Source organism: Streptomyces abyssomicinicus (assembly GCF_008974245.1).
GTDB lineage: Bacteria > Actinomycetota > Actinomycetes > Streptomycetales > Streptomycetaceae > Streptomyces > Streptomyces abyssomicinicus.
On record NZ_BBZI01000006.1, the window covers coordinates 1,146,669 to 1,165,387 of the forward strand.

Consider the following 18,719-nt stretch of genomic DNA (forward strand, 5'->3'; position numbering starts at 1 on the left):
GTCTGCCGCGCATGCTGCACCTGCGACTGATCACACCGTCCGCGCGGACGGACGAGGTGATCGCACTCCTCCGCAAGACCGCCGGCTGCACCCATCTGGTCGTCCTCCCCGGGGCGGCCAGGGAACCGGCGGGCGACCTGATGACGGTGGACGTCGCCCGTGAGGCCGCCGACGAGGTGATCGCCGGCCTGCGTGCGATCGGCCTCGACCAGGAGGGCTCCATCAGCGCCGACAACCTGGACCTGTCCCTCTCCCGGCACGCGGACCGGGCCGAGGAGGAGGCACCCGGCGAGGGCGCCGACGCGGTGGTCTGGGACCAGCTGGAGGAGGCCACGCACGAGGAGTCCAGCTTCTCCTGGACCTACGTGGCCTTCCTGTCACTGGCCACCATGATCGCGGCCTGCGGTGTGGTGCTGGACAACGCGGTGCTGATCGTGGGCGCCATGGCGGTGGGCCCGGAGTTCGGCCCGCTCGCAGGGTTCTGCACGGCACTGGTCAGGCCCGCGCCGCGGCTGGCGGTGCGCTCGCTGATCGCGCTGCTGGGCGGTTTCGCGGTGGCCATGGCCCTGACGGTGCTGTTCAGCTTCCTGATGACCGGACTGGGCCTCTTCAGCGCCGAGCAGCTCGCGGCGGAGCGGCCCAACACCGCGTTCATCTACGCGCCGGACGCCTTCTCCTTCGTGGTCGCCCTGCTGGCGGGCTGCGCGGGGATGCTCTCGCTGACCTCGGCCAAGTCGGGCGCCCTGGTCGGCGTCGCCATCTCGGTGACCACGGTCCCGGCGGCCGCCAACGCCGCCGTCGCCTTCGAGTACGACTACTACGGGCAGGCGTGGGGGTCGTCGCTCCAGCTCCTGGTGAACCTGGGCGGCATCGTCCTGGCGGGCACGCTGACCCTGCTGATCCAGAAGGCGAGCTGGTCCCGCAGGCTCCGCCGCCGCCCCCTCACCGGCACGCCCTGAACCGGCCGCGCGGCACGGCGCGCAAAAGGCTGCGCGGCACGGCACGAAGCAGCGCGGCACGGCGGGCACGAAGCAGCGCGGCACGGCGCGCACGAAGCGGCACGGCACGGGCAGGCGCAGCACGGAAGACGCAGCACGAAAAGGCGCACGGGCCGCGTCCGGCCCGCCGCCCCTCCCGTACGCCCGTGTCAGCCCAGCGCGGACTTGACGACGTCGGCCAGCCGTCCGGCCACCGACTCCGCCTGGTGGATGTCGGCCGCCTCGACCATCACCCGCACCAGCGGCTCGGTGCCGGACGGCCGCAGCAGCACCCGCCCGGTGGTGCCCAGCTCGCGCTCCGCCTCGTCCACGGCGGCGGCCAGCTCGGCGGAGGTGGAGACGCGCGCCTTGTCGACGTCGCGCACGTTCACCAGCACCTGCGGCAGCCGCTCCATCACCGAGGCCAGCTCGCGCAGCGGACGCCCGCTCGCCGCGATCCGGGCCGCGAGCAGCAGCCCGGTGAGGGTGCCGTCGCCGGTGGTGGCGTGGTCGAGGGCGATCACGTGGCCGGACTGCTCACCGCCCAGCGCGAAGCCGTGCTCCTTCATCTCCTCCAGCACGTAGCGGTCGCCGACCGCGGTCTGGACGAGCTGGATGCCCTCGCGCTCCATGGCGAGCTTGAAGCCCAGGTTGGACATCACCGTCGCGACCACGGTGTCGGCGCGCAGCACGCCGCGCTCCCGCATCGCCAGGGCGAGGATCGCCAGGATCTGGTCCCCGTCGACCTCCTCGCCGGTGTGGTCGACCGCGAGGCACCGGTCGGCGTCGCCGTCGTGCGCGATGCCCAGGTCCGCGCCGTGCTCGACGACCGCGGCCTTGAGCTTGCCGAGGTGGGTGGAGCCGTAGCCGTCGTTGATGTTGAGGCCGTCCGGCTCGGCGCCGATCGTGACGACCCGGGCGCCGGCCCGCTCGAAGGCGGCCGGGGAGACCCGGGACGCGGCGCCGTGCGCCTCGTCGAGCACGACCGTCAGGCCGTCGAGCCGGTTGGGGAGCACGCCGAGCAGGTGGGCGACGTAGGTCTCCAGGCCCTCCAGGTGCTCGCCGACCCGGCCGACGCCCGCACCGGTCGGCCGGTCCCACGGGGCGCCGGTGCTGTGCTCGCGGTAGACGGCCTCGATGCGGTCCTCGAGCTCGTCGGCCAGCTTGTGGCCACCGCGGGCGAAGAACTTGATGCCGTTGTCGGGCATGGCGTTGTGGCTGGCGGAGAGCATCACGCCGAGGTCCGCGCCGAGCACACCGGTCAGGTGGGCGACCGCCGGTGTGGGCAGTACGCCCACCTTGAGCACGTCCACACCCGCACTGGCGAGACCGGCCACCACGGCGGCCTCCAGGAACTCTCCGGACGCGCGCGGGTCCCGTCCGACGACCGCCTTGGGGCGATGCCCCTCGAAGGTGCCCGCCTCGGCCAGTACGTGCGCCGCCGCCACGGAGAGACCGAGCGCGAGCTCGGCCGTCAGGTCCGCGTTGGCGACACCCCGTACACCGTCCGTGCCGAAGAGTCGTCCCACTGGTCCTCCAGAGAAGTGCTGCATCAGATGTGCTGCGCCGCAGGGGCTGCGTCGCAGGTGCCGCGTCGGAAGTTCTGCATCGTGACGAACGCCGCACCAGAGGCCCTATGAGCCTTACAGCACATTGTTCCCTTATATGACTGTCGCCGCTGATAAACGAACGCCCCGGCGGCACAAAGTGAGTGCCGCCGGGGCGTTCGGACGTACTGCGGGTCTGCCGTACGTACAGGCAGCGCCGGGTTTAGCGCTTGCTGTACTGCGGGGCCTTACGGGCCTTCTTCAGACCGGCCTTCTTGCGCTCGACGGCACGCGCGTCGCGGCTCAGGAAGCCGGCCTTCTTCAGCGCGCCACGGTTGTTGTCGACGTCCGCCTCGTTCAGCGCACGGGCGACACCCAGACGGAGCGCACCGGCCTGGCCGGAGACGCCGCCACCCGCGATGCGGGCGATGACGTCGTAGCGGCCCTCGAGCTCGAGCACCTTGAAGGGCTCGTTGACTTCCTGCTGGTGCACCTTGTTCGGGAAGTAGTCCTCGAGGGTGCGACCGTTGATCTTCCACTTGCCGGTGCCCGGGACGATCCGGACACGGGCGATGGCGTTCTTGCGACGGCCCAGGCCGGCGGCCGGCTGGGGCTCGCCGAAGCGGGAGGCCATGGACTCCGAGGTGTACTCACCCTCGACGGGGACCTCGGACTCGGTGGTGTAGCTGTCGATGTCAAGCTCTTCGAGCGGCTGCTCGGCAGTGGTCTCGGCCACGATTCTCCTCAGATTCTCTTCAGGCTTAGGGGGTGGCCGTACTTACTGCGCGACCTGGGTGATCTCGAACGGAACCGGCTGCTGGGCAGCGTGCGGGTGGTTCTCGCCCGAGTAGACCTTCAGCTTGGAGAGCATCTGACGGCCCAGGGTGTTCTTGGGGAGCATGCCCTTGACGGCCTTCTCGATGGCCTTCTCCGGGTTCTTCGCGAGCAGCTCGTCGTAACGAACCGAACGCAGACCGCCCGGGTAGCCGGAGTGGCGGTAGGCCATCTTCTGGGTCTTCTTGTTGCCGGACAGGTGCACCTTGTCCGCGTTGATGATGATGACGAAGTCACCAGCGTCGACGTGGGGCGCGTAGATCGGCTTGTGCTTGCCCCGCAGGAGGGAGGCAGCGGTGGACGCCAGACGGCCGAGGACGACGTCCTGGGCGTCAATGACGTGCCACTGGCGGGTGATATCGCCGGGCTTGGGGCTGAACGTACGCACGGTTCGTGGCCTTCGCTATCTTCAGTGAATGGTCCTAGACAAGGTCACCGAAGCGATCACGACAGCCCTGACCGCACTGCGGTGACGCATACCGCGTGCTGGTCGCTGGTCATCGGCCCGGTGGACCGGTGTAAGGGCCCGTCCCGTGAGAATGAGCAAGCCAATACACAACGAACATGCAGGCTACCCTCCGCCCCGCCCATGGGTCAAAACGCCCGCGCTTCACGCCCCGCGCGGCGGCCCGTCTAGGATGCGCGGCATGAGTTATGGGCAGGGGGGGCCTGGGCCACAGCAGTGGGACCCTTGGAAGCCCCAATCGCAGCAGCCGGACGCCGTCGCGCCTCAGCCGTGGTCGCAGGGCGGCACCGACGCATCAGGGGGACCCGACTGGGAAGCCCTCGCCGACACCTCCGCGGCCAAGGCCAAACGCCGCCGGATCATCGCCGCGGGCGCCGCGGCCGCGGTCGTCGCCGCCGGCGCGGTCACCGCGGTGCTCCTGACCCGCGGCGGGGAGGAACCGTCCACCGCCGGCGGTTCCGGCGGCGCGTCGGCCTCCACCGGCACGCCCTCGTTCGCGCCCACCAGCGCGCCCCCGCCGCTGGACCCGGAGGAGATCCTGGCGGACTCCCGCAAGGACACCGCCCCGCTCTCCCCCGCCGCGCTCTTCCCGGGCAAGGCCGGCGGCGAGCTGGCCCTCGGCCAGGCGTCCTACGTCAGGGGACCGTCCGCCGAGACCACCGACTGCGCCTCCGCCGCCCAGCACACCCTGCCGGCCGTGCTGAACGCCAACGGCTGCACGAAGATGCTCCGCGCCACCTGGACCCGTGACGGCGTGGCCGTCACCGTCGGCGTCGCCGTCTTCGACACCGCCGAGGACGCCACGGCGGCCCGCGGCCAGGCCGACAAGGCCGCCATCATCGAGCCGCTGTCCGGTAAGGGGGTGAAACCGTTCTGCGACGGCGCGGTCTGCCGCACCACCATCAATTCCTACGGGCGGTACGCCTACTTCACGATCACCGGCTTCGCCGGCGGCAAGGACGTCACCGCGCAGGACAGGAAGGTCTTCGACGCGGGCGACCAGCTCGCCCACTACACCTTCCAGCAGATCCACCGCCGCGGCGAGGCGCAGGCCACCGCGGCCCCGGCGGCCTGACCCGCGCCGGGGTCACGGGGCACGGTCTGCCCCGTGACCCGGCGCCCAGCCCCAGAACCTCACGCGGGGCCCGGGCCGGGAGGAGCCGGTCCTCGGCGGCGCCCCGGCCGCCCACGGCCCGTCCGTGCCCTCCCCGGGGGCCCGGGGAGCGCGCCCCGGCCCCGGTGGAGCGCCCCGGCCCCGCCCCGGGGAGCGCCCCGACGCCGTGGAGCCCGCGCGGCACCTCAGTCGCAGGTGACGCAGCCCTCGACCGCCGCCGCGCCCGGCAGGGTCCGCCGGTTGCGGGCGGCCAGGTTCCGCGCGGCGAGCTGGTCGTCGGCCGGATAGCCGACCTCCTCCAGCGTCAGCCCGTGCGGCCGCACCACGTGCACGGCGGAGTCCCGCACCCCGGCCGCCAGCACCTTCCCGGGCCACTCGACCGGCCGGTGCCCGTCGCCGACGAACAGCAGGGCGCCGATCAGCGAGCGCACCATGTTGTGGCAGAAGGCGTCCGCCCGCACCGTCGCGGTGACGATCCCGTCGTCCCCGCGTACCAGGCTGAGCTCCTGGAGGGTGCGGATGGTGGTGGCGCCCTCCCGCTTCTTGCAGTACGCGGCGAAATCGTGCTCGCCGAGCAGCGCCTTGGCCGCCTCGTTCATCGCGGCGACGTCCAGGGGCCAGTCGTGCCACAGCACGTGCCCGCGCAGCAGCGGGTCGACGCCGCCGGGGGCGTCCGTGACGCGGTAGGCGTACCGGCGCCAGATCGCGGAGAACCGCGCGTTGAACCCGGCGGGCGCCTCGACGGCGGACCAGATCCGCACGTCCCGGGAGAGCCGCCCGGCGAGCCGCTTGAGCAGCTTCTCCCGGTGCTCGGCCCACAGCTCCTCCGGAAGGTCGACGTGGGCGACCTGCCCCCGGGCGTGCACCCCGGCATCGGTGCGGCCGGCCACGGTCAGCTCGTACGTCGTCTCCCGCGACCGGGTCACGGTGCGCAGCGCGTCCTCGATCTCGCCCTGCACGGTCCGCTTCCCGCCGGCCTGCTTGGCCCAGCCGTGGAAGCCGGACCCGTCGTAGGACAGGTCCAGCCGCACCCGGACGAACCCGGGCTGTACTTCGTCGCTCACCCTTCGATCCTCTCAGGTCCCCGCACGCGAAAGCGGGCCCGCCCCGGAAGGGCGGACCCGCTCGCGTCAGGCGTCAGCCAGGGCGCCGAATCAGGCGTCCTTGGACTCCTCGGCCGGAGCCTCGGTGGCCTCGTTCGTCTCGGTGGCCTCGGCCTGCTTGGCCTCGTCCTCCTTGACGGCGCGCTTGGTGGCGGCCTCGGCCTCGCCGGTGGCCTGCTGGGCCACGGTCAGGGCCTCCACCAGCTCGATGACGGCCATGGGCGCGTTGTCGCCACGGCGGTTACCGATCTTGGTGATGCGCGTGTAACCACCGGGGCGGTTCTCGTAGCGCGGGCCGATCTCGGTGAAGAGCGTGTGGACGATGCTCTTGTCCGTGATCACCGAGAGCACCTGGCGGCGGTTGTGAAGGTCACCCTTCTTCGCCTTGGTGACCAGACGCTCGGCGTACGGGCGCAGACGGCGCGCCTTGGCCTCGGTGGTGGTGATGCGGCCGTGCTCGAAGAGGCTCTTGGCGAGGTTCGCGAGGAGCAGCTTCTCGTGCGCGGCGCTGCCGCCCAGACGGGCACCCTTGGTGGGCTTCGGCATGTCTTCTCCTAGGTGTCTGCCCCGGCCGTATCAGGTACCGGAGTCAGTATCCGAGCGGGCGGTCGCCCGTCGAAGATCCGGGACGAACCCGGAAGAGTGAACAGCACCCCAGGGTACGGCGTCCCGAAGGGTGCGGACCGTGCCTGTGGCGGGGTCCGGGGACCCCGCCACAGGAGACGGTCAGTACTGCTCGGTCTCGACGAACCCGGCGTCCGAGTCGTCGTCCGCGCCGAACGCGTCGGCGGCGGCGGTCGGGTCGAATCCGGGCGGGCTGTCCTTGAGGGCCAGGCCCATGCCGGCCAGCTTCGCCTTGACCTCGTCGATGGACTTCGCGCCGAAGTTGCGGATGTCCAGCAGGTCGGCCTCGGAGCGGGCGACGAGCTCACCCACGGAGTGGATGCCCTCGCGCTTGAGGCAGTTGTACGACCGAACGGTGAGCTCGAGCTCCTCGATCGGCAGCGCCAGGTCGGCGGCCAGGGCGGCGTCCGTCGGGGACGGGCCCATGTCGATGCCCTCGGCGTCGACGTTGAGCTCGCGGGCCAGACCGAACAGCTCGACCAGGGTCTTGCCGGCCGACGCCATGGCGTCACGCGGACGCATGGCCTGCTTGGTCTCGACGTCGACGATCAGCTTGTCGAAGTCGGTGCGCTGCTCGACTCGGGTCGCCTCGACCTTGTAGGTGACCTTGAGGACCGGCGAGTAGATCGAGTCGACCGGGATGCGGCCGATCTCCTGGCCGGCCTGCTTGTTCTGGACGGCGGAGACGTAGCCGCGACCGCGCTCGACGGTCAGCTCCATCTCCAGCTTGCCCTTGCCGTTCAGCGAGGCCAGAACCAGGTCGGGGTTGTGCACCTCGACACCGGCCGGGGGCGCGATGTCGGCGGCGGTGACCAGACCCGGGCCCTGCTTGCGCAGGTACATCACGACCGGCTCGTCGTGCTCCGAGGAGACGACCAGCTGCTTGATGTTGAGGATCAGGTCGGTGACGTCCTCCTTGACGCCCGGCACGGTGGTGAACTCGTGCAGCACGCCGTCGATGCGGATGGACGTGACCGCCGCACCCGGGATCGAGGAGAGGAGGGTACGACGCAGGGAGTTGCCGAGGGTGTAACCGAAGCCCGGCTCCAGCGGCTCGATCACGAACCGGGAGCGGAACTCGTCGACGACCTCTTCGGTCAACGAGGGACGCTGAGCGATCAGCATTCTTGGATCAGATCCTTCTTTCGTGGACGCCCGCTATTTGACGTCCGACAAAACCGTGCCCATTGCCGAGGCACGGGTACTGCAAGGATACGGGCGGCACGCCCCCTCACGGAGTCGTACCGCCCGGCACCTCAAGCCCTCACGGGCGTCGCACGCGGCGACCGGCAGCCGGGAGAACCCGGCAGCGGATCAGACGCGACGACGCTTCGGCGGACGGCAGCCGTTGTGCGGGGTGGGGGTGACGTCCTGGATCGAACCCACCTCGAGGCCGGTGGCCTGGAGGGAGCGGATCGCGGTCTCACGGCCGGAGCCGGGACCCTTGACGAAGACGTCGACCTTGCGCATGCCGTGCTCCTGCGCGCGACGCGCGGCCGACTCGGCGGCCATCTGCGCGGCGAACGGGGTGGACTTGCGCGAGCCCTTGAAGCCGACGTGGCCGGCGGAGGCCCAGGAGATCACGTTGCCGGACGGGTCCGTGATCGAGACGATCGTGTTGTTGAACGTGCTCTTGATGTGCGCGTGGCCGTGAGCGACGTTCTTCTTTTCCTTGCGGCGCACCTTCTTGGCAGCGCCCTGACGTCCCTTGGGGGGCATGTCTTATCTCCTACGGGAGGTGGTCGGTCCTACAGCGAAGACCGTGGACAGTCGTCCGCTGCGGACTACTTCTTGCCCGGCTTCTTCTTGCCGGCGATGGCGCGACGCGGGCCCTTGCGGGTACGGGCGTTCGTGCTGGTGCGCTGGCCGCGGACCGGCAGGCCACGACGGTGACGCAGACCCTGGTACGAGCCGATCTCGACCTTGCGGCGGATGTCGGCCGCAACCTCGCGACGGAGGTCACCCTCGGTCTTGATGTTGGCGTCCACGTACTCGCGGATCGCGACGAGCTGCTCCTCGGAGAGGTCGCGAACACGGATGTTCGGGTCGATGCCCGTCGCGGCCAGCGTCTGCTGGGAGAGGGTCCGGCCGATGCCGAACACGTAGGTGAGGGCGACCTCCACGCGCTTTTCGCGCGGGATGTCAACACCGGAAACGCGTGCCATTCAATGGCTCCAGTTGGTTGTCGGAGGTCTGCAGCAGAACCGGCCCCCGCCCGCCGTTCCCCGCCGTTTCACGGGGTCGGTACGGGACGGGTCCCCAGCCTCCGACCGGGGGTGTCGGAACCGACGAGACGGTTCCGGGTCCTGCGTATGACAATTTGCTCGCGTCGCGCGAAGACTCTGCGGAAGCAGAGGGGAGGTCAGTGCGTCAGCCCTGGCGCTGCTTGTGGCGCGGGTTCTCGCAGATGACCATGACCCGACCGTGACGGCGGATCACCCTGCACTTGTCGCAGATCTTCTTGACGCTCGGCTTGACCTTCATGGGATGAGGTTCTCCGGGTCAGTGCCACCACCCGCGCGGACCGTCCAAGCCGGACGGATGCACGGAGTGCAGGCAGATCTACTTGTACCGGTAGACGATCCGGCCACGCGTCAGGTCGTACGGAGACAGCTCCACCACGACCCGGTCGTCAGGGAGGATGCGGATGTAGTGCATACGCATCTTGCCGCTGATGTGAGCCAGGACCTGGTGGCCGTTCTGGAGCTCGACCCTGAACATGGCGTTCGGCAGAGACTCGACGACAGTGCCCTCGATCTCGATGGCACCTTGCTTCTTGGCCACGCTTCGCCCTTCGAATCGACTACCTTGATCGACCCCGCGCGAAGCGCATACGGACATGCGGGTGCACGGGAGCCGACGAGTCAGTCTACGTCAGGGCCCCGTGAAATACGAATCGGGGAAGAATGCCCCATCCGCGTGATCCTTATGCCGGATAGCGGCGACGGACAGCGGCACGGCGTCCTGCACGCGCCGGGGCGAGGCCCCGCGGAAGGGCACGCGGCGGGCGCCCGGCGCGTCCCCGCCGGGCCGGCGGCGGGCACTCGGGCCGAGGGGCGGGCATTCGGGCCGGCCGAACGGACCGCGCCCCGCCCCCGGGCCCGCCGAACCCCGCACGACCGGCGGGGTGGGGCAACGACAGAGGCAGGGGCAGCGGCAGGGGCAGGGGCCGGGGCCGGGGCCGGGACAGGGCGCCCGGCAGGGCTCAGGCGGACAGCGGGTCCGGCGCCGCGGTGATGCCGTGCTCTGCCAGCTTGGCGCGGCCGGCGTCCGGCGCCGTGAGGACCAGCGGACCCGCCTCGGTCAGCGCGACGGAGTGCTCCCAGTGCGAGGACCAGGTGCCGTCGGTGGTGATGACCGTCCAGTCGTCGGAGAGGACCTTGGTCTTCGGCGTGCCCAGCGACACCATCGGCTCGATGGCCAGGCAGAAGCCGGTGACCAGCTTCGGGCCCTTGCCGCGGCGCCGCTCGACGTAGTTCAGCAGGTGCGGGTCCATGTGCATCTCGGTGCCGATGCCGTGGCCGCCGTAGTCCTCGACGATGCCGTACTTGCCGCCGCCCGGCTTCGGCTGGCGGCGGATGTAGGTCTCGATCGCGCGGGAGACGTCGACCAGCCGGTTGCCCTGCTTCATGGCCGCGATGCCGGCCCACATCGACTCCTCGGTCACCCGGGAGAGCTCGTGCAGCTCGGGCAGGTGGCCGGAGCCCACGAAGCAGGTGTACGCGGCGTCCGCGTGCCAGCCGTCGATGATGGCGCCCGCGTCGATGGAGATGACGTCGCCGTCCTTGAGGACCACCTCGTCGGACGGGATGCCGTGGACGACGACCTCGTTCACCGAGGTGCAGATCGTCGCGGGGAAGCCGCCGTAGCCGAGGAAGTTCGACTTGGCGCCGTGCTCGGCCAGGACCTTGCGGGCCACCTCGTCCAGGTCACGCGTCGTGGAGCCGGGAACCGCGGCCTCCCGGGTGGCCGCGTGCACGGCGGCGACGACAAGGCCCGCCTCGCGCATCTTGGCGATCTGCTCCGGGGTCTTGATCTGCACCATGAGCGCTACGGGCCTTTCTCCGCCGTGACCGACGTTGGGTTTCGTCCTGTACGTACACCACCAACGATACGTGTTCCCGGCGCCCACCGTGACAGCCCGGCCCCGCGCGCGCACGCAGCGCTTTGGAGGCACCGGTCCCGCTGGGCCACCCTGGCCGCCCGGACACCCGTGCCGCCCGAGCCCCCAGGCACCCCGTGCGCACCCGTACCCGGCACCCCGGCCCCCCGGCACGGCACGTCCGGTACGGGACGTCCGGTACGGGACGTCCGGTACGGGACGTCCGGAGGAAACGCGGAGGCCGCGGCCCCCAGGGGGAACCGCGGCCTCCGCGTTGTCGTGCGGGTGGCGAGTACTACTCGCCGGCCTTCAGCGCGGACATCGCCCGCGCCGTGACCTCGTCCACCTTGCCGAGCGCCTCGATCGTCACGACCAGGTCCTGCGCCCGGTAGTAGTCGATGATCGGCTCGGTCTGCGTGTGGTAGACCTCCAGGCGCTTGCGCACCGTGTCCTCGGTGTCGTCGTCCCGCTGGTACAGCTCGCCGCCGCAGACGTCGCAGACGCCCTCGGTCTTCGGCGGGTTGTAGGTGGCGTGGAAGACGTGCGCGGAGTCCTTGCGGCAGATGCGCCGGCCGGCGATCCGCTTCACGATCTCGTCCTCGGGGACCTCGAGGTCCAGCACCGCGTCGAGCTTCATACCGCCCTCGGAGAGCATCCCGTCCAGAGCCTGCGCCTGCGAGACGTTGCGGGGGAAGCCGTCGAGGAGGAAGCCGTCCACGGCGTCCGCCTGCTCCATGCGGTCCTTGGCCATGGCGATGGTGACCTCGTCCGGTACCAGTTCGCCCTTGTCCATGTAGGACTTCGCCAGCTTGCCCAGCTCCGTCTGCTGGCCGATGTTGGCCCGGAACAGGTCGCCCGTGGAGATGTGCGGGATGGAGAGGTTCGCGGCCAGGAACGCGGCCTGCGTTCCCTTACCGGCACCAGGCGGCCCGACGAGGACGATTCGCATCAGCGGAGGAACCCTTCGTAATTGCGCTGCTGGAGCTGGCTCTCGATCTGCTTCACCGTTTCGAGGCCGACACCCACGATGATCAGGATGCTGGTGCCACCGAACGGGAAGTTCTGGTTTGCCCCGAAACCGGCCAACGCCATTGTCGGCACGAGAGCGATCAGACCCAGGTACAGCGAACCCGGCCAGGTGATCCGGTTGAGCACATAGCTGAGGTACTCAGCGGTCGGTCGGCCAGCCCGGATGCCCGGGATGAACCCACCATACTTCTTCATGTTGTCGGCGACTTCTTCGGGGTTGAAGGTGATGGCCACGTAGAAGAAGGCGAAGAAGACGATCAGCAGGAAGTACATGGCGATGTAAATCGGGTCATCGCCCTGCACAAGGTGCGCCTGGATCCACGTCTTCCAGCCGGAGGTGCCGCTGGAGAACTGGGCCACCAGGGCCGGGATGTAGAGCAGCGACGAGGCGAAGATGACCGGGATCACACCCGCCTGGTTGACCTTGAGAGGAATGTAGGTCGACGTGCCGCCGTAGGAACGCCGGCCGATCATCCGCTTCGCGTACTGGACGGGAATGCGGCGCTGCGCCTGCTCGACGAAGACCACCAGGCCGACCATGACGAAGCCGACCAGCATCACGGTGCCGAACTCGATCCAGCCGTCGGCCAGGGTGCCCTGCTCCTTGATGGCCCAGAGCGCGGCCGGGAAGGTCGCGGCGATCGAGATGAACATCAGGATCGACATGCCGTTGCCGATACCGCGGTCGGTGATCAGCTCGCCCAGCCACATGACGACGGCGGTGCCGGCCGTCATGGTGAGGACCATGAGGACCGTGATGAAGATGGCGCGGTCCGGGACGATCTGGTTGGCCACGGTGCAGCCGCTGAACAGCGCGCCGCTGCGGGCGGTCGCCACCAGGCCGGTGCCCTGGAGCACGGCCAGCGCGATCGTCAGGTAACGGGTGTACTGGGTGATCTTCGCCGTACCGCTCTGGCCCTCCTTCTTCAGGGCCTCGAGACGCGGGATGACCACGGTCAGCAGCTGCAGAATGATGCTCGCCGTGATGTACGGCATGATGCCGAGCGCGAAGATCGTGATCTGCAGCAGTGCACCACCGCTGAACATGTTGACCAGGCCGAACAGCCCGGAGTTGCCGGACATCTGGTCCACACACGCCTGGACGGACGTGTAGTCCACGCCGGGAATCGGGATATGTGTACCGACCCGGTAGACGACGATGATGCCGAGCGTGAAGAGCAGCTTCTTGCGCAGGTCGGGCGTCTTGAACGCCCGGGCGAACGCGGTGAGCACGGTGCCTCCTGCGACCCCCGCGCAACTGCGTCAAGGGTGACGGTCTTGAGGATCGACAAATACCAAACGATGTAACGGGCCGCCGCCGCTTCGAGTGCCCGGTGCTCATTGTGTGAGCACTGGTCGAAGAGTGGCAGTGGAGGTCACCTTACCGGCGACACCAAGCCCTTGAGAACGACCAACCGGGGATACCCCATTTGTGGGGCATCCCCGGTCGGGAATCGCAGGGTCACACGGACATCAGCCGGACATCTCAGCGATGTCGGCCGGGCCCGGAACTCGTCAGACGAGCTCGGTGACCGTACCGCCGGCGGCGGTGATCTTCTCCTTGGCGGAGCCGGAGACGGCGTCGACCGTCACCTGCAGCGCCACGGAGATCTCGCCCTGGCCGAGGACCTTGACGAGCTGGTTCTTGCGGACGGCACCCTTGTCGACCAGGTCGGCAACGGTGACCTCCCCACCCTCGGGGTAGAGGGCGGCGAGCTTGTCCAGGTTCACGACCTGGAACTCGGTCTTGAAGGGGTTCCGGAAGCCCTTGAGCTTCGGGAGACGCATGTGGAGGGGCATCTGGCCACCCTCGAAGCGCTCCGGAACCTGGTAACGGGCCTTGGTGCCCTTGGTACCACGACCGGCCGTCTTACCCTTCGACGCCTCACCACGACCCACACGGGTCTTGGCGGTCTTGGCGCCCGGGGCGGGACGGAGGTTGTGGATCTTGAGCGGGTTCTGCTCCGCCATGATCAGTCGACCTCCTCGACCGTCACGAGGTGGCGGACGGTGTGCACCATGCCGCGGAACTCGGGGCGGTCCTCCTTGACGACCTGCGTGTTGATGCCCTTGAGACCAAGGGAACGCAGGGTGTCGCGGTGGTTCTGCTTGCTGCCGATGTACGACTTAACCTGGGTGATCTTCAGCTGCGCCATCACGCACCTGCCCCGGCACGCGCACGAAGGAGAGCCGCGGGAGCGACGTCCTCGAGCGGCAGACCACGGCGGGCCGCGACCTCCTCGGGACGCTGCAGGCCCTTGAGGGCCGCCACGGTCGCGTGCACGATGTTGATCGCGTTGTCGGAGCCGAGCGACTTCGACAGGATGTCGTGGATACCGGCGCACTCGAGCACGGCGCGCACCGGACCACCGGCGATAACGCCGGTACCCGGGGACGCGGGCTTGAGCAGCACGACGCCGGCAGCCTTCTCACCCTGGATGGGGTGCGGGATGGTGCCCTGGATACGCGGGACCTTGAAGAAGTGCTTCTTGGCCTCCTCAACGCCCTTGGCGATGGCGGCCGGCACCTCCTTGGCCTTGCCGTAACCGACACCCACGGTGCCGTCACCGTCACCCACCACGACCAGCGCGGTGAAGCTGAAGCGACGACCACCCTTCACAACCTTGGCGACACGGTTGATCGCGACAACGCGCTCAACGTAAGCGGTCTTCTCGGCGGCAGCTGCGCCGCCGTCACGGCCCTTCCGGTCCCGCCGCTCGCCGCCACCGGCACCGCTGCCGCGGCGCTGGGGTCCAGCCATTGGAATTACCTCTCTCTGTTTCCGCTAGCTTCGCTACGGAACCGGCTCAGAACTTGAGACCGGCTTCGCGGGCGGCGTCCGCCAGGGCCGCGATGCGGCCGGCGTACTGGTTGCCACCACGGTCGAACACGACAGCCTCGACACCCGCGGCCTTGGCGCGCTCGGCGACCAGGGCGCCGACCTGCTGGGCCTGCGCGGACTTGTCGCTCTCGCCACCGCGGATCGAAGCGTCCAGGGTGGACGCCGACGCCAGGGTGTGACCCTTGATGTCGTCGATCACCTGGGCCACGATGTGGCGGTTGGAGCGGGTCACGACGAGACGGGGACGCTCGGCGGTACCGGAGATGTGCTTGCGGATCCGGATGTGCCGACGCTTGATGGCGGCGCGCTTGTAGGCGTCGCCCTTCAGGATCTTCTGCCCGTATGCCATGGGTTACTTACCCGCCTTTCCGACCTTGCGGCGGATGACTTCGCCCTCGTACTTGACGCCCTTGGCCTTGTACGGGTCGGGCTTGCGCAGCTTGCGGATGTTCGCCGCGACCTCGCCGACCTTCTGCTTGTCGATGCCCTCGACCTGGAAGCGGGTGGGGGTCTCCACCTTGAAGGTGATGCCCTCGGGCGCCTCGACGGTGATCGGGTGCGAGTAGCCGAGCGCGAACTCGAGGTTCGAACCCTTGGCCGTCACGCGGTAACCGACACCGCTGATCTCGAGCTTCTTCACGTAACCCTGGGTCACGCCGGTGATCATGTTCGCCACCAGCGTGCGGGACAGGCCGTGCAGGGCCTTGTTCTGACGCTCGTCGTTGGGGCGGGTCACCTGGAGGGTGCCGTCCTCGCCCTTGACGATCTCGATCGGCGCCACGACGGTGTGGGTCAGCGAGCCCTTGGGGCCCTTGACCGCAACCGTACGGCCGTCGATGGTGACATCCACGCCGGCGGGAACCGCGATGGGGAGCTTGCCGATACGCGACATAGCTGTATCTCGTTCCCTTCCGTTACCAGACGTAGGCGAGGACTTCCCCACCCACGCCCTTCTTGCCGGCCTGCTTGTCGGTCAGGAGACCGTGCGACGTGGAGATGATCGCCACGCCGAGGCCGCCGAGGACCTTGGGCAGGTTGGTGGACTTCGCGTACACCCGGAGACCGGGCTTGGAGATCCGCTTGATGCCCGCGATGGAGCGCTCGCGGTTCGGGCCGAACTTCAGCTCGAGGACGAGGTTCTTGCCGACCTCGGCGTCCTCGACCTTCCAGCCGGTGATGAAGCCCTCCTGCTGGAGGATCTCCGCGATGTGCGACTTGATCTTGGAGTGCGGCATCGACACCGTGTCGTGGTATGCCGAGTTCGCGTTACGCAGACGCGTGAGCATGTCTGCGATCGGATCAGTCATGGTCATGAATTGGCCTTAGGCCTCTCTCGCCGGGGTTTCCTGGTGCGCCATCCCTCTCCCCGATCCGAGACGGGACGGGTGCGGCGCGGTGGACCTACGGCGTAGTAAGCGTCTATGAGCGGGACCGTGCCCGCGGACGGCCGGGCACGGCAAGCGCCCAACCACACCAGCCTAAGCCATGTGTGGCGGGTCGCCTGCCGGACCGGCCTGCTTACCGAGAGCCTGGGATCCCCAAATGGGGATTTACCAGGAGCTCTTGGTCACGCCCGGCAGCTCGCCACGGTGAGCCATCTCACGGAGGCACACGCGGCAGAGGCCGAACTTGCGGTACACGGAGTGCGGACGACCGCAGCGCTGGCAGCGGGTGTACGCGCGCACGCCGAACTTGGGCTTGCGAGCAGCCTTCGCGATGAGAGCCTTCTTCGCCATCTCGCTCACGCCTCCTTGAACGGGAAGCCGAGGTGACGGAGGAGAGCGCGGCCCTCGTCGTCGTTGGCAGCCGTGGTCACCACGGTGATGTCCATGCCTCGGGTGCGGTCGATCTTGTCCTGGTCGATCTCGTGGAACATGACCTGCTCCGTGAGACCGAAGGTGTAGTTGCCACGGCCGTCGAACTGCTTGGGGGACAGGCCGCGGAAGTCGCGGATGCGCGGGAGCGCGAGCGACAGGGTGCGGTCCAGGAACTCCCACATGCGGTCGCCACGGAGCGTGACGTGGGCACCGATCGGCTGACCCTCACGCAGCTTGAACTGCGCGATGGACTTGCGGGCCTTGGTGACGGCCGGCTTCTGACCGGTGATCGTGGTGAGGTCGCGGATGGCGCCGTCGATCAGCTTGGAGTCGCGGGCGGCGTCGCCCACACCCATGTTGACCACGATCTTGACGAGGCCGGGAACCTGCATGACGTTCTCGTACTTGAACTCGTCACGCAGCTTGCCCGCGATCTCCTCGCGGTACTTCGTCTTCAGACGCGGAGTGGTGGTAGCCATCAGATGTCCTCACCCGTCCGCTTGGCAACGCGGATCTTGTTGCCGTTGTCGTCGAAGCGGTAACCGACGCGGGTCACGACCTTCTGGCCGTCCTTCTCCACGACGAGCTGAACGTTGCTCACGTGGACCGGAGCCTCGACGGTCACGATGCCGCCGGCCTGGTTCGGGCCGGCCTTCGTGTGCTTCTTGACCCGGTTGACACCCTCGACCAGGACACGGTTCTCACGGGGGAAGGCCGCGACGACCTTGCCCTGCTTGCCCTTGTCCTTGCCGGTGATGACCTGGACCAGGTCGCCCTTCTTGATCTTCATGCTCACAGCACCTCCGGCGCGAGGGAGATGATCTTCATGAACTTCTTCTCGCGCAGCTCACGGCCCACGGGGCCGAAGATACGGGTGCCGCGAGGGTCGCCGTCGTTCTTGAGAATGACGGCGGCGTTCTCGTCGAAGCGGATGTACGAGCCGTCCGGACGGCGGCGCTCCTTGACGGTGCGAACGACGACGGCCTTGACGACGTCGCCCTTCTTCACGTTGCCACCGGGGATCGCGTCCTTGACGGTGGCGACGATGACGTCACCGATGCCCGCGTAGCGGCGACCGGAGCCACCGAGCACACGGATGCAAAGGATTTCCTTCGCACCAGTGTTGTCGGCGACACGCAGTCGCGACTCCTGCTGGATCACGTCTATCTCCTGATCGTCTGCCGGTTCCCTCCGGAGCAGAGCCGGAGAGCCTGGCGGAACTCACCCGCGGGAGAATCCCCGCGGGAATTTACTTGGCCTCGATGGGGCGGGAACCGGGCCGGGGGGCGGGGAAGCCCCCCGGCCGGTCCGTATCGGCTGGGGCGGGGCCCCGGCCGATTACTTCGCCTTCTCCAGGATCTCGACGATGCGCCAGCGCTTCGTCGAGGACAGCGGCCGGGTCTCCATGAGGAGAACGCGGTCGCCGACGCCGGCGGCGTTCTGCTCGTCGTGGGCCTTGAGCTTGTTCGTACGGCGGATGACCTTGCCGTACAGAGCGTGCTTCACACGGTCCTCGACGGCGACGACGACGGTCTTGTCCATCTTGTCGCTGACCACGATGCCCTGCGCGGTCTTGCGGAAGCCGCGCGCCTCGCTGTTTTCAGTCACGTTGCTCTCGCTCATGCGTTCTCCACCGACTCGATGCCGAGCTCACGCTCACGCATGAGGGTGTAGACCCGGGCGATGTCCTTGCGGACCGCCTTCAGACGGCCATGGTTCTCAAGCTGTCCGGTCGCCGCCTGGAAGCGGAGGTTGAACAGCTCTTCCTTGGCCTCGCGGAGCTTCGCCAGAAGCTCCTCGTTGCCCAGCTCGCGCAGCTCGGACGCCTTGGTACCGGCCGACATCACGCTTCACCTGCCTCGCGCTTGACGATCCGGCACTTCATCGGCAGCTTGTGGGCCGCACGGGTCAGCGCCTCACGGGCGATCTTCTCGTTGGGGTAAGACAGCTCGAACATGACCCGGCCCGGGTGCACGTTCGCGACCCACCACTCCGGAGAACCCTTACCGGAACCCATGCGGGTCTCGGCGGGCTTCTTGGTGAGGGGGCGGTCCGGGTAGATGTTGATCCAGACCTTGCCGCCACGCTTGATGTGGCGGGTCATCGCGATACGAGCGGCCTCGATCTGACGGTTGGTGACGTACGCCGGCGTCATGGCCTGAATGCCGTACTCGCCGAACGCGACCGTCGTACCGCCCTTGGCCATACCGCGGCGCTTGGGGTGGTGCTGCTTGCGGTGCTTGACCCTACGGGGGATCAGCATG

28 protein-coding genes are annotated in these 18,719 nt (G+C 68.7%); 2 read left to right on the plus strand and 26 right to left on the minus strand.

From position 1 onward, the window contains the following. Positions 1-11: 11 nt before the first annotated feature. Positions 12-959 (plus strand): DUF389 domain-containing protein, encoded by a 948-nt coding sequence (locus tag GBN72_RS12445; protein WP_151771754.1) that lies wholly within the window; start codon positions 12-14, stop codon positions 957-959. 188 nt (positions 960-1,147) lie between these two features. Here the strand turns inward: GBN72_RS12445 and glmM are convergent, their stop codons facing one another. The 3 genes from glmM to rplM all read right to left on the minus strand — a co-directional run bounded on the left by glmM (position 1,148) and on the right by rplM (position 3,746). Further along, complete coding sequence (gene glmM / locus GBN72_RS12450; RefSeq protein WP_151771755.1) at positions 1,148-2,506, minus strand: phosphoglucosamine mutase; 1,359 nt, start codon at positions 2,504-2,506, stop codon at positions 1,148-1,150. Positions 2,507-2,747: 241 nt separating this feature from the next. Further along, positions 2,748-3,260: a 30S ribosomal protein S9 gene (rpsI, locus tag GBN72_RS12455; RefSeq protein ID WP_151771756.1), complete on the minus strand. Its 513-nt coding sequence runs from the start codon at positions 3,258-3,260 to the stop codon at positions 2,748-2,750. Between the two features lie 42 nt (positions 3,261-3,302). After that, on the minus strand, positions 3,303-3,746 hold the full coding sequence (gene rplM / locus GBN72_RS12460) for a 50S ribosomal protein L13 (protein ID WP_151771757.1): 444 nt from the start codon (positions 3,744-3,746) through the stop codon (positions 3,303-3,305). Between the two features lie 259 nt (positions 3,747-4,005). On the opposite strand from rplM, the gene GBN72_RS12465 reads away from it, so the two are divergent. Beyond that, a complete protein-coding gene (locus tag GBN72_RS12465; RefSeq protein ID WP_151771758.1) occupies positions 4,006-4,899 on the plus strand; it encodes a hypothetical protein in 894 nt (297 codons plus the stop codon). A gap of 224 nt (positions 4,900-5,123) precedes the next feature. Here GBN72_RS12465 and truA read toward each other — a convergent pair whose 3' ends face one another. The 23 genes from truA to rplP form a co-directional block, all read right to left on the minus strand. Then, on the minus strand, positions 5,124-6,002 hold the full coding sequence (gene truA, locus GBN72_RS12470; RefSeq protein ID WP_151771759.1) for a tRNA pseudouridine(38-40) synthase TruA: 879 nt from the start codon (positions 6,000-6,002) through the stop codon (positions 5,124-5,126). 90 nt (positions 6,003-6,092) lie between these two features. After that, complete coding sequence (rplQ, locus tag GBN72_RS12475; protein ID WP_151771760.1) at positions 6,093-6,587, minus strand: 50S ribosomal protein L17; 495 nt, start codon at positions 6,585-6,587, stop codon at positions 6,093-6,095. A 180-nt stretch (positions 6,588-6,767) separates the two neighbouring features. After that, complete coding sequence (locus GBN72_RS12480) at positions 6,768-7,790, minus strand: DNA-directed RNA polymerase subunit alpha (RefSeq protein WP_151771761.1); 1,023 nt, start codon at positions 7,788-7,790, stop codon at positions 6,768-6,770. A gap of 189 nt (positions 7,791-7,979) precedes the next feature. Beyond that, entirely contained in the window at positions 7,980-8,384 is a 405-nt protein-coding gene (rpsK, locus tag GBN72_RS12485) for a 30S ribosomal protein S11 (RefSeq protein ID WP_003956432.1), read from the minus strand. A 65-nt stretch (positions 8,385-8,449) separates the two neighbouring features. Beyond that, positions 8,450-8,830 carry a 30S ribosomal protein S13 gene (rpsM, locus tag GBN72_RS12490; protein WP_151771762.1) on the minus strand — a complete coding sequence of 127 codons (381 nt, stop codon included), beginning with the start codon at positions 8,828-8,830 and terminating at the stop codon, positions 8,450-8,452. A gap of 205 nt (positions 8,831-9,035) precedes the next feature. Beyond that, positions 9,036-9,149 (minus strand): 50S ribosomal protein L36, encoded by a 114-nt coding sequence (rpmJ, locus tag GBN72_RS12495; RefSeq protein WP_003998809.1) that lies wholly within the window; start codon positions 9,147-9,149, stop codon positions 9,036-9,038. 78 nt (positions 9,150-9,227) lie between these two features. After that, on the minus strand, positions 9,228-9,449 hold the full coding sequence (infA, locus tag GBN72_RS12500) for a translation initiation factor IF-1 (RefSeq protein WP_004927214.1): 222 nt from the start codon (positions 9,447-9,449) through the stop codon (positions 9,228-9,230). A gap of 421 nt (positions 9,450-9,870) precedes the next feature. Then, positions 9,871-10,710 carry a type I methionyl aminopeptidase gene (map, locus tag GBN72_RS12510; protein WP_151771763.1) on the minus strand — a complete coding sequence of 280 codons (840 nt, stop codon included), beginning with the start codon at positions 10,708-10,710 and terminating at the stop codon, positions 9,871-9,873. A 352-nt stretch (positions 10,711-11,062) separates the two neighbouring features. Then, positions 11,063-11,716 carry an adenylate kinase gene (locus GBN72_RS12515; protein WP_151771764.1) on the minus strand — a complete coding sequence of 218 codons (654 nt, stop codon included), beginning with the start codon at positions 11,714-11,716 and terminating at the stop codon, positions 11,063-11,065. Further along, complete coding sequence (gene secY, locus GBN72_RS12520) at positions 11,716-13,029, minus strand: preprotein translocase subunit SecY (protein ID WP_151771765.1); 1,314 nt, start codon at positions 13,027-13,029, stop codon at positions 11,716-11,718. Before secY ends, GBN72_RS12515 begins: the two co-directional genes overlap by 1 nt. 282 nt (positions 13,030-13,311) lie before the next feature. Next, complete coding sequence (gene rplO, locus GBN72_RS12525; protein WP_151771766.1) at positions 13,312-13,767, minus strand: 50S ribosomal protein L15; 456 nt, start codon at positions 13,765-13,767, stop codon at positions 13,312-13,314. Between the two features lie 2 nt (positions 13,768-13,769). Then, positions 13,770-13,952: a 50S ribosomal protein L30 gene (rpmD, locus tag GBN72_RS12530; RefSeq protein WP_003974250.1), complete on the minus strand. Its 183-nt coding sequence runs from the start codon at positions 13,950-13,952 to the stop codon at positions 13,770-13,772. After that, positions 13,952-14,557 carry a 30S ribosomal protein S5 gene (gene rpsE / locus GBN72_RS12535; protein WP_108014598.1) on the minus strand — a complete coding sequence of 202 codons (606 nt, stop codon included), beginning with the start codon at positions 14,555-14,557 and terminating at the stop codon, positions 13,952-13,954. Before rpsE ends, rpmD begins: the two co-directional genes overlap by 1 nt. A gap of 46 nt (positions 14,558-14,603) precedes the next feature. Next, the gene (gene rplR / locus GBN72_RS12540) at positions 14,604-14,987 is read right to left on the minus strand and encodes a 50S ribosomal protein L18 (RefSeq protein WP_151771767.1); all 384 of its coding nucleotides are present in this window, start codon (positions 14,985-14,987) and stop codon (positions 14,604-14,606) included. 3 nt (positions 14,988-14,990) lie between these two features. Continuing rightward, positions 14,991-15,530, minus strand: coding sequence for a 50S ribosomal protein L6 (rplF, locus tag GBN72_RS12545; RefSeq protein WP_151771768.1), 540 nt, complete (start codon positions 15,528-15,530; stop codon positions 14,991-14,993). Positions 15,531-15,552: 22 nt separating this feature from the next. Next, a complete protein-coding gene (gene rpsH / locus GBN72_RS12550; protein WP_006130772.1) occupies positions 15,553-15,951 on the minus strand; it encodes a 30S ribosomal protein S8 in 399 nt (132 codons plus the stop codon). A 237-nt stretch (positions 15,952-16,188) separates the two neighbouring features. Then, positions 16,189-16,374: a type Z 30S ribosomal protein S14 gene (locus GBN72_RS12560; RefSeq protein ID WP_003956452.1), complete on the minus strand. Its 186-nt coding sequence runs from the start codon at positions 16,372-16,374 to the stop codon at positions 16,189-16,191. Positions 16,375-16,379: 5 nt separating this feature from the next. Beyond that, positions 16,380-16,937, minus strand: a complete 558-nt coding sequence (rplE, locus tag GBN72_RS12565; RefSeq protein ID WP_151771769.1) for a 50S ribosomal protein L5 — start codon at positions 16,935-16,937, stop codon at positions 16,380-16,382. Further along, positions 16,934-17,245, minus strand: a complete 312-nt coding sequence (gene rplX, locus GBN72_RS12570; protein ID WP_151771770.1) for a 50S ribosomal protein L24 — start codon at positions 17,243-17,245, stop codon at positions 16,934-16,936. Before rplX ends, rplE begins: the two co-directional genes overlap by 4 nt. A 2-nt stretch (positions 17,246-17,247) precedes the next feature. Next, positions 17,248-17,616, minus strand: a complete 369-nt coding sequence (gene rplN, locus GBN72_RS12575; RefSeq protein ID WP_055718836.1) for a 50S ribosomal protein L14 — start codon at positions 17,614-17,616, stop codon at positions 17,248-17,250. Between the two features lie 177 nt (positions 17,617-17,793). Further along, positions 17,794-18,078: a 30S ribosomal protein S17 gene (rpsQ, locus tag GBN72_RS12580; protein WP_151771771.1), complete on the minus strand. Its 285-nt coding sequence runs from the start codon at positions 18,076-18,078 to the stop codon at positions 17,794-17,796. Then, complete coding sequence (rpmC, locus tag GBN72_RS12585; protein ID WP_108954811.1) at positions 18,075-18,299, minus strand: 50S ribosomal protein L29; 225 nt, start codon at positions 18,297-18,299, stop codon at positions 18,075-18,077. The genes rpsQ and rpmC overlap by 4 nt, the downstream gene beginning before the upstream one ends. Continuing rightward, positions 18,299-18,718 carry a 50S ribosomal protein L16 gene (gene rplP, locus GBN72_RS12590; protein WP_005313579.1) on the minus strand — a complete coding sequence of 140 codons (420 nt, stop codon included), beginning with the start codon at positions 18,716-18,718 and terminating at the stop codon, positions 18,299-18,301. Before rplP ends, rpmC begins: the two co-directional genes overlap by 1 nt. Between the last annotated feature and the right edge of the window lies 1 nt (position 18,719).

Coding starts and splice junctions, on each gene's coding strand:
- GBN72_RS12445 (WP_151771754.1), top strand. CDS start 12: ATGCTGCACCTGCGACTGATCACACCGTCCGCGCGGACGGACGAGGTG.
- GBN72_RS12465 (WP_151771758.1), top strand. CDS start 4,006: ATGAGTTATGGGCAGGGGGGGCCTGGGCCACAGCAGTGGGACCCTTGG.
- rplQ (WP_151771760.1), bottom strand. CDS start 6,587: ATGCCGAAGCCCACCAAGGGTGCCCGTCTGGGCGGCAGCGCCGCGCAC.
- GBN72_RS12480 (WP_151771761.1), bottom strand. CDS start 7,790: ATGCTGATCGCTCAGCGTCCCTCGTTGACCGAAGAGGTCGTCGACGAG.
- rpsK (WP_003956432.1), bottom strand. CDS start 8,384: ATGCCCCCCAAGGGACGTCAGGGCGCTGCCAAGAAGGTGCGCCGCAAG.
- rpsM (WP_151771762.1), bottom strand. CDS start 8,830: ATGGCACGCGTTTCCGGTGTTGACATCCCGCGCGAAAAGCGCGTGGAG.
- rpmJ (WP_003998809.1), bottom strand. CDS start 9,149: ATGAAGGTCAAGCCGAGCGTCAAGAAGATCTGCGACAAGTGCAGGGTG.
- map (WP_151771763.1), bottom strand. CDS start 10,710: ATGGTGCAGATCAAGACCCCGGAGCAGATCGCCAAGATGCGCGAGGCG.
- GBN72_RS12515 (WP_151771764.1), bottom strand. CDS start 11,716: ATGCGAATCGTCCTCGTCGGGCCGCCTGGTGCCGGTAAGGGAACGCAG.
- rplO (WP_151771766.1), bottom strand. CDS start 13,767: ATGGCGGAGCAGAACCCGCTCAAGATCCACAACCTCCGTCCCGCCCCG.
- rpmD (WP_003974250.1), bottom strand. CDS start 13,952: ATGGCGCAGCTGAAGATCACCCAGGTTAAGTCGTACATCGGCAGCAAG.
- rpsE (WP_108014598.1), bottom strand. CDS start 14,557: ATGGCTGGACCCCAGCGCCGCGGCAGCGGTGCCGGTGGCGGCGAGCGG.
- rplR (WP_151771767.1), bottom strand. CDS start 14,987: ATGGCATACGGGCAGAAGATCCTGAAGGGCGACGCCTACAAGCGCGCC.
- rplF (WP_151771768.1), bottom strand. CDS start 15,530: ATGTCGCGTATCGGCAAGCTCCCCATCGCGGTTCCCGCCGGCGTGGAT.
- rpsH (WP_006130772.1), bottom strand. CDS start 15,951: ATGACCATGACTGATCCGATCGCAGACATGCTCACGCGTCTGCGTAAC.
- GBN72_RS12560 (WP_003956452.1), bottom strand. CDS start 16,374: ATGGCGAAGAAGGCTCTCATCGCGAAGGCTGCTCGCAAGCCCAAGTTC.
- rplX (WP_151771770.1), bottom strand. CDS start 17,245: ATGAAGATCAAGAAGGGCGACCTGGTCCAGGTCATCACCGGCAAGGAC.
- rpsQ (WP_151771771.1), bottom strand. CDS start 18,078: ATGAGCGAGAGCAACGTGACTGAAAACAGCGAGGCGCGCGGCTTCCGC.
- rpmC (WP_108954811.1), bottom strand. CDS start 18,299: ATGTCGGCCGGTACCAAGGCGTCCGAGCTGCGCGAGCTGGGCAACGAG.
- rplP (WP_005313579.1), bottom strand. CDS start 18,718: ATGCTGATCCCCCGTAGGGTCAAGCACCGCAAGCAGCACCACCCCAAG.